Raw genomic sequence first — 8034 nt, 5'->3', positions numbered from 1 at the left:
TGCACTGTAGGAGCGGCTTCAGCCGCGACCGCTCGCGCAACCGGAAGACCCATCGCCGCGTTCGTCGCAACCGAAATTGCCCCACAAAGGCTTCCCAAGCGCAGCTGAGCTACGAGGTCTTTGCGGAAGGGACTTCAGTCCCGACTGCATGTTCAGTTCGGAACGTCCACCGCTTCGCTCGTCGCGGCTGAAGCCGCTCCTACACCAGCTTGCGGATCGCCGGCCGGATGCACTGTAGGAGCGGCTTCAGCCGCGACCGCTCGCGCAACCGGAAGACCCATCGCCGCGTTCGTCGCAACCGAAATCGCCGCCACAAAGGCTTCCCAAGCGCAGCCGAGCGGCGAGGCCTTTTGTGGGAGGGACTTCAGTCCCGACTGCATGTCAGTTCGGAACATCCATCGCTTCGCTCGTCGCGGCTGAAGCCACTCCTGCACGATGCGTGTGGATGCGCATCGGGACAACGCCGCCCGCTACGCCGCGCGCTGCCCCTCCACGCGTCGGTCCAGTTCCTTCCAGTCCACCACCAGCGCGCAGCCGCGGGCGGCGGCATTGCGGCTCCAGTCGCGCAGCAGCTCCAGGCAGGCATGGTCGACGTGATGCAGCCGCGCCACGTCCAGATGCAGCTCGGTGTTGGGCGGCAACCGCTCGAGGGTGCGCGCCATCGTCGGCACGCGCAGGAAGGTCGCCGAACCCTCCAGCGACAGGCGCAGCTTGCCGGCTCCGGCCCCTGCCGCAGCGCTGCCATCGGCGTCCTCGTGCGCATGCACGCCGACCTTCAGCCGCGACTGCTGCAGCGCCAGCCGTAACAACGACAAGGCGAAACCGATCAGTACGCCGGTGAGCAGGTCGGTGGCGACGATGGCGAAGGTGGTCGCCAGGTAGATCGCGGCGGTGCCGCGGCCGTAGGCGGCCAGGTCGCGCACCTGCCCGAGCTTGACCATCTTCAGCCCGGTATAGACCAGGATGCCGGCCAGGCACGCCACCGGGGTCATCCGCAGCAGCCAAGGCAGCAGCAGCGCGAACACCAGCAGCCAGCCGGCGTGCAGGATGGTGGACATGCGCGTGGCGGCACCGGCCTGCACGTTGGCCGCGCTGCGCACGATCACCCCGGTCATCGGCAACGCGCCGAGAAAGCCGCACAGCATGTTGCCCACGCCCTGCGCGGCGAGTTCGCGATCGTAGTGGGTGCGCGGGCCGTCGTGCATGCGGTCCACCGCCGCCGCCGACAACAAGGTCTCGGCGCTGGCGATGAAGGCGAAGGTGAAGGCCGACAGCAGCAGCGTCGCATCGAACACGCCGAGCATCTCGGCCAGGGTCGGGGTCTGGATCGCCGAGAACAGATTGGCCGGCACGTCGACCTTGCGCACGTCCAGGCCCTGCAGCTGCACCAGCGCGGTCATCGCCACCACCGCCAGCAACGCGCCGGGCACGAAGCGCAGCGGCTGCGGACGCAGCCGCTCCCAGGCCAGCATGATCGCGATGGTGCCCAGGCCGACCAACAGCGCGGCGCGGCCCACGCCCGTATCCAGCGCCTGCCACAGCACCGCCGGCAACGCGGCGAAATTCTCCAGCCCGCGCGCCTTCGGCGCCGCATCCATCAGCACGTGCGATTGCGAGGCGACGATCAGGATGCCGATGCCCGAGAGCATGCCGGCGACCACCGCCGGCGAGGTCATGCGGAACCACACGCCGGCCCGGCACAACCCGGCGATCAACTGGATCGCGCCGGCCAGCAGGATCACCGGCCCCAATGCGGCCACGCCATGCTGGCGCACGAGTTCGAACACCAGTACCGCCAGGCCGGCGGCCGGGCCGCTGACCTGCAGCGGCGAGCCGGCGATCATGCCGACCACCAGGCCGCCGACGATGCCGGTGATCAGGCCCGCGGCCGGCGGCATGCCCGAGGCGATGGCGATGCCCATGCACAGCGGCAGCGCGACCAGGAACACCACCACCGAGGCCAGCAGGTCGCGGCCGAACGCGCCGTTGCGCAGGTAGCCGGCGAGCGCGGAGGCGCCGGCGCGGGAGGGTTCTGTCATGGTTCGCATGGTCGACTCCTTCAGACCGCGACGTTGCGCAGGACCGGCACCAGGCGCGGGCGCGGGGTGGCTTCGGGCGCGCGCTTGCCCTCTTCCGGCAGCAGCGGCACGAAGCGGCCCTGCTCGGCATCGAAGGCGCGGATCTCGCCGTGGGCGATGTCGTAGATCCAGCCATGGATGCGCAGCGCGCCGCGTGCCAGCCGCGCCGCCACCACCGGCTGGGTGCGCAGGTGGTCCAGCTGCGACACCACGTTCTCCTCGGTCAGGCAGTGCAGCGCGTCCTCGGGGTGCCCGGCGTGGTCGTGCTGCGCGGCGACCTGGCGCGCGCTGTCGGTGTGCTTGAGCCAGGCGGCCACGTTCGGCACGTCCCGCAACGCGTCGGGGTTGAGTACCGCCTTCATCGCGCCGCAGTCGGTGTGGCCGCAGACCACGATGTGTTTCACCTGCAGCACCGCCACCGCGTATTCGATCGCCGCGACCACGCCGCTGACGTGCTGCGAGTACGGCGGCACCACGTTGCCGATATTGCGGTAGACGAACAGTTCGCCGGGCTGCGCGGCGAACATCAGTTCCGGCATCACCCGCGAATCGGCGCAGGTGATGAACAGCGTGTGCGGGGTCTGGCCGCCGGCCAGTTGCCGGAACAGGCCGCGCTGGCGCGGGTAGACCTCCTTGCGGAAGTGGCGGAAACCATTGAGCAGACTTTCCATGGGGGAACCTCGGGACAAGGGAAAGGCGTCGCCGCGGCGGATGCCGCAGAACGGGGGACGGACAGCGAGGGCCGCGCCGTGGACGCACTGCACGAGTAGGCAGGTGCTGGCGGGCGGGTGGAAGTCGGAGCGGCGATCGACCTCGACGCGGCCGGCGGCCGAGCGGGATCGGATCCGCTGGCTCAGGCGCTGGGAGGTCGCAGACGCGGCCGCGGATGGGTGCCGGCGCCGTGCCGCGCCGCCGGCTCGGGCCAGATCGGCGCGATGCGTGCCGGCCGCCATGGCGCGGCCGGCAGCACCGGCGTGTCGTCGTACGCAAGCTGATCGGCGCTGCTGCGCGATGCATCCTGCGCGTCCGCCACCTGCACTTCCGGCGCAGCCGCCTGGCCGCTGTCGGTCGGCGCCGGCGCCAGCGCCGTCGGCGCCGGGCGCAACGCCGGCATCAGCGCCAGCAGCGCGATCAGCAACAGTGCGGCGAGCATCGGCATCCGTTTGCGGGCATGCGAGTTCATGTCTCCACGCTACCCAGCGGGTCCGCGACCGACAAGTGGTGCAGCGCACAAAAGAGCCAATCGATGGCGCGCTGGCGAGACGATGCCGCGCTTTGTGATGTCCGTCGTCCGCCACACCCGCATGCGGCATTTCATCTGCGCGCCATCGGAACGCAACATGGCGCGCGTCCAATGGCGCAGATAACGCAGTGGCGTGCGCCGGCGTGCACGCCCGGTGTACGTTAAGTGTCACATTTACGCAATCTTCACATATTAGCCTGCGCGCATCTTCCACCGCCCAGGCAACCCATGAAACTGTCTCGCACCCTTCTCTCGGCAGCCGTGCTCGCTGCGATGTTCGCGCCTGCCGCCCACGCCGAAATCGCCATCGACGTGATCGGCGGCTCGGAAATCTCCTTCGAAGGCCTGGTCCAGGCCGACGGCAACTGGTACGACAACGACGTCCAGGACCTCAACGGCACCACCGGCAACAACGGCAAGAACTCCGAGTTCGGCATCCGCCGCGCCGAGCTGGTCGCCAAGGGCAAGGGCCCGGGCAACTACGAGTGGGTCGTCGGCTACGACGCCAGCACCCTGCGCGAGTCGGCCAACAACGGCACCACCGTGCGCAGCACCGGCAAGTTCCTGGACAACAACATCAAGTACAAGTTCGGCGGCAACGCCAACAACTTCCTGCAGGTCGGCCAGTACAAGCAGCCCAACAGCCTGGAAGAACTGTCCAGCACCAAGAACAACGACTTCATCTCCAAGGCCTCGGTCACCAACACCTACGCGGTGTCGCGTCGCCTCGGCGGCGCGGTCGGTTTCGGCGACAACAACTGGAGCGTGGTCGGCAGCGTGTTCGGCCGCGAGCTGACCCGCAACCTGGCGCACGGCAGCGGCTACGGCGCGCGCGGCACCTTCGCGCCGATCAACGAGGCGGGCAACATCCTGCACTTCGGCCTGAGCTACGTGAACTACGACACCGACGCCGACACGCTGCGCCTGCGCGCGCGTCCGGACGCCGACCTGGCCTCGGTGCGCCTGGTCGACAGCGGCAACCTGACCAACACCGACCGCATCGGCGTGATCGGCGGCGAAGCGATGTGGGTCACCGGCCCGTTCAAGACCCAGGCCGAGTACTACAACGCCAAGGTCGAGCGCTACGGCTCCAGCGACAACTACAGCAGCGACGGCTGGTACCTCAGCGGCGTGTGGAACATCACCGGCGAGACCTGGGGCTACAAGGCCGGCGTGCCGACCACCCCGCTGCCGAACGAACCGGCCAGCGGCATGTGGCAGCTGGGCGTGCGTTACGACAGCATCGACCTGAACGACGGCGACCTGATCGCGCGTCCGGTCGGCGCACCGCTGGTCGACGGCGTGCTCGGCGGCAAGATGAGCACCTGGACGGTCGGCGCCAACTGGTACTGGCGCTCCAACTTCAAGCTGGCGCTGAACTACGTGATGGTGGACAGCAGCAAGTACAGCAGCACCACCCGCGGCAACGTCAGCGACAAGCCGAACATCCTCGAAGCGCGCGCGCAGTTCTACTGGTAATCGCCGCGGCCCGATGCCGCGCGCGGCGCATGCCGTGCGCGGCATCGGCGCCGTGCTCGTCGCAGCGTCATGTTTCCGTCATGTAGCAGCCCCGGCACCGTCATCGAACGGTTATGTAATGACCGCATGCGGTGCCCCGCATACCACCCTCCAGGAGCTTCCTCCGTGATCCTCTCGCTCAAATCCCGCGTCGCGACTGCTGTCGTCGCCGCGTCGTTCGTGTTCGCCGCCAATGCCGCCGATGTCACCGGCGCGGGCGCCTCGTTCATCTATCCGGTCATGTCCAAGTGGTCGGCCGACTACAACGCCGCGACCGGCAAGAAGGTCAACTACCAGTCGATCGGTTCCGGCGGCGGTATCGCCCAGATCAAGGCCGCCACGGTCGACTTCGGTTCTTCCGATGCGCCGCTGAAGCCGGACGACCTGGCCGCATCCGGCCTGGCCCAGTTCCCGTCGGTGATCGGCGGCGTGGTGCCGGTGGTCAACGTGCAGGGCGTCGCCCCGGGCGCGCTGAAGCTGGACGGCAAGACCCTAGCCGACATCTTCCTGGGCAAGGTCAAGACCTGGAACGACCCGGCGATCGTCGCCCTGAATCCGGGCGTGAAGCTGCCCGACGGCAAGATCACCGTGGTGCATCGCTCCGACGGTTCGGGCACCAGCTTCAACTTCACCAACTACCTGTCCAAGGTCAACCCGGACTGGAAGAGCAAGGTCGGCGAAGGCACCGCGGTGCAGTGGCCGGTCGGCATCGGCGGCAAGGGCAACGAAGGCGTCGCCGCCTACGTCAAGCAGATCAAGGGCGGCATCGGCTACGTCGAGCTCTCCTACGCGCTGCAGAACAAGATGTCCTACACCGCGATGAAGAACGCCGCCGGCAAGTTCGTGCAGCCCAGCGACGAGAGCTTCGCCGCCGCTGCCGCCAGCGCCGACTGGGCCAGCGCCAAGGACTTCTACCTGGTGATGACCAACGCCCCGGGCGAGGCGTCGTGGCCGATCACCGCGACCAACTTCATCCTGGTCCACAAGCAGCCGAAGAACCCGGCCAGCGCCAAGGCCACCAAGGACTTCTTCAAGTGGGTCTACGCCAACGGCGACGCCCAGGCCAAGCAGCTGGACTACGTGCCGCTGCCGGACGCGCTGGTCAAGCAGATCGACGCGTACTGGAGCGCCAACCTGAAGTATTGATCGGCTCTCTCTCTCCGCCGATCGCTACCCGGACGCGGACCCCTCACGGGGTCCGCGTTTTTTGTTCCTTCTCCCTCCGAGACCATGCCCCTTCTCCCCTCGGACCATGACCCTTTTCGGGGGAAGGTGCCCGAAGGGCGGATGAGGGCAGGCGTGAAGCGGTGTCTGAAGAGGACGCGGAGCAGCGCCTGATATCGCAGGACGCACCAGAGACGACCAGAGACCGGAGGACGCGAGCACCAGCGCAGCGAGTCCGCCCATCTGCGCGTGGCTTCGCCCGTCCCCTTCCCCCCCGGCCCCGCTCGCGACGGCAGAAGGGAGCGAAGCTGCTGTTTTCCTTGACCAATTTCACGCACGGGCAGCTACGTCATGAGGCTGTAACAAAAACATCATTTCATAGCGAACATCCGCCGGACCTTCCGGCCCTCTTCGCTACGGAGTGACCCCATGAAATTGCAGCCGGCACGCTTTGCCGTCCTGTCCCTGGCCCTCGCCTTCGCCGTCACTGCCTGCCAGCCGGGCAATGGCGACAAGCCGCAGGGTGCCGCCGATGCGGCAGGTGGTGCGCCCGCAGCCGCTCCGGCCGACGGCGCCAAGACCGCCGCGGAAATCTCCGGCGCCGGCGCCTCCTTCATCTATCCGCTGGTGTCCAAGTGGTCGGCCGACTACCACACCGCCACCGGCAACAAGATCAACTACCAGTCGATCGGCTCCGGCGGCGGCATCGCCCAGATCAAGGCCGGCACCGTCGATTTCGGTTCCTCCGACAAGCCGCTGGACAGCGCCGAGCTGGCCGCGGCCGGCCTCGGCCAGTTCCCCTCGGCGATCGGGGGGGTCGTGCCGGTGGTCAACCTGGACGGCATGGAAGCGGGCAAGCTGAAGCTGACCGGCAGCGTGCTGGCGGACATCTTCCTCGGCAAGGTCACCACCTGGAACGATCCGGCGATCGTCGCGCTGAACCCGGGCACCACCCTGCCCAGCACCAAGATCAACCTGGTGCACCGCTCCGACGGTTCGGGCACCAGCTTCAACTTCACCAACTACCTGTCCAAGGTCAGCCCGGACTGGAAGAGCAAGGTCGGCGAAGGCACCTCGGTGCAGTGGCCGGGCGGCGTCGGCGGCAAGGGCAACGAAGGCGTGGCCTCGTACGTGCAGCAGATCAAGGGCTCGATCGGCTACGTCGAACTGGCCTACGCGCTGCAGAACAAGATGCCGTACGCCTCGCTGCAGAATGCGGCCGGCAACTGGGTCCAGCCCAACGCCGAAAGCTTCGCCGCGGCGGCCGCGTCGGCCGACTGGGCCAACGCCAAGGACTTCAACCTGGTCATCACCAACGCCGCCGGCGCGCAGGCGTGGCCGATCACCGCCACCAACTTCATGCTGATGCACAAGCAGCCCAAGGATGCGGCGCGCAGCAAGGCGACCCTGGAGTTCTTCAAGTGGGCGTTCGAGAAGGGCCAGCCGCAGGCCAACGAACTGCACTACGTGCCGCTGCCGCCGGAGCTGGTGCAGCAGATCGAGGCGTACTGGGCCAAAGAGTTCAAGTAAGCGCCACTCCGCTTCCGCCCTCGCCGGCGGAAGCATGTGCGCGGCGGCGTGACGCGCCGCGCATGTGAACCGCGCCCGGCATTGCTGCAGGCAGCGCCGGGCGCCGCATCGGTACGACGTAGTCCGGACTTTCGGGTTCCCGCTCGCGCGGGAGCGACGCAGCCACCCACCGCGCGCGGCCATCGCCGCCGCGGCAACGATCGGACCGCGCCACCGCGCGCTCCGGCAAACACCGAGCCCATGAACGCCACTGTCATTCCCGAAGCGATACCGGCGCCCAGCGGACGCGACCTGCGCGACGCCCGTGCCGACCGTCTGTTCCGCTGGACGCTCACCGCCACCGTCGTCTTCGTCCTCATCGCCCTGGCCAGCGCTGCGCTGTCGATGCTGTGGGGCGGCCGCCATGCCTTGCAGATGCAGGGCCTGAGCTTCTTCTACTCCAGCGAATGGAATCCGGTCGAGAACAAGTACGGCGCGCTGGCGCCGATCTACGGCACCCTG

At 68.1% G+C, this 8034-nt stretch carries 6 protein-coding genes and 1 pseudogene; 4 read left to right on the top strand and 3 right to left on the bottom strand.

Features of this window, described 5'->3' with window-relative positions; translation table 11 throughout:
- Positions 1–470: 470 nt before the first annotated feature.
- From JR064_RS22780 to JR064_RS22770, 3 genes are all read right to left on the bottom strand, one after another.
- Positions 471–2048 (bottom strand): SulP family inorganic anion transporter, encoded by a 1578-nt coding sequence (locus tag JR064_RS22780; protein WP_425510327.1) that lies wholly within the window; start codon positions 2046–2048, stop codon positions 471–473.
- Positions 2049–2059: 11 nt separating this feature from the next.
- A complete protein-coding gene (locus tag JR064_RS22775) occupies positions 2060–2749 on the bottom strand; it encodes a carbonic anhydrase (protein WP_206231231.1) in 690 nt (229 codons plus the stop codon).
- A 182-nt stretch (positions 2750–2931) separates the two neighbouring features.
- Positions 2932–3231, bottom strand: coding sequence for a hypothetical protein (locus JR064_RS22770; RefSeq protein WP_241093253.1), 300 nt, complete (start codon positions 3229–3231; stop codon positions 2932–2934).
- A gap of 318 nt (positions 3232–3549) precedes the next feature.
- Here JR064_RS22770 and JR064_RS22765 point away from each other — a divergent pair, with 318 nt between their 5' ends.
- The 4 genes and pseudogenes from JR064_RS22765 to JR064_RS22750 form a co-directional block, all read left to right on the top strand.
- A complete protein-coding gene (locus JR064_RS22765; protein WP_206231230.1) occupies positions 3550–4800 on the top strand; it encodes an OprO/OprP family phosphate-selective porin in 1251 nt (416 codons plus the stop codon).
- Positions 4801–4965: 165 nt separating this feature from the next.
- A complete protein-coding gene (gene pstS / locus JR064_RS22760; RefSeq protein WP_179565779.1) occupies positions 4966–5985 on the top strand; it encodes a phosphate ABC transporter substrate-binding protein PstS in 1020 nt (339 codons plus the stop codon).
- A gap of 447 nt (positions 5986–6432) precedes the next feature.
- A complete protein-coding gene (gene pstS / locus JR064_RS22755; protein ID WP_179565781.1) occupies positions 6433–7533 on the top strand; it encodes a phosphate ABC transporter substrate-binding protein PstS in 1101 nt (366 codons plus the stop codon).
- Between the two features lie 240 nt (positions 7534–7773).
- A pseudogene (locus tag JR064_RS22750) lies at positions 7774–8034 on the top strand (phosphate ABC transporter permease subunit PstC); the annotation flags it as partial.

The organism is Xanthomonas bonasiae (genome assembly GCF_017163705.1).
GTDB classification, from domain to species: domain Bacteria; phylum Pseudomonadota; class Gammaproteobacteria; order Xanthomonadales; family Xanthomonadaceae; genus Xanthomonas_A; species Xanthomonas_A bonasiae.
This window is presented reverse-complemented; position numbering and strand designations above follow the sequence as displayed.

Coding starts and splice junctions, on each gene's coding strand:
- JR064_RS22780 (WP_425510327.1), bottom strand. CDS start 2,048: ATGCGAACCATGACAGAACCCTCCCGCGCCGGCGCCTCCGCGCTCGCC.
- JR064_RS22775 (WP_206231231.1), bottom strand. CDS start 2,749: ATGGAAAGTCTGCTCAATGGTTTCCGCCACTTCCGCAAGGAGGTCTAC.
- JR064_RS22770 (WP_241093253.1), bottom strand. CDS start 3,231: ATGCTCGCCGCACTGTTGCTGATCGCGCTGCTGGCGCTGATGCCGGCG.
- JR064_RS22765 (WP_206231230.1), top strand. CDS start 3,550: ATGAAACTGTCTCGCACCCTTCTCTCGGCAGCCGTGCTCGCTGCGATG.
- pstS (WP_179565781.1), top strand. CDS start 6,433: ATGAAATTGCAGCCGGCACGCTTTGCCGTCCTGTCCCTGGCCCTCGCC.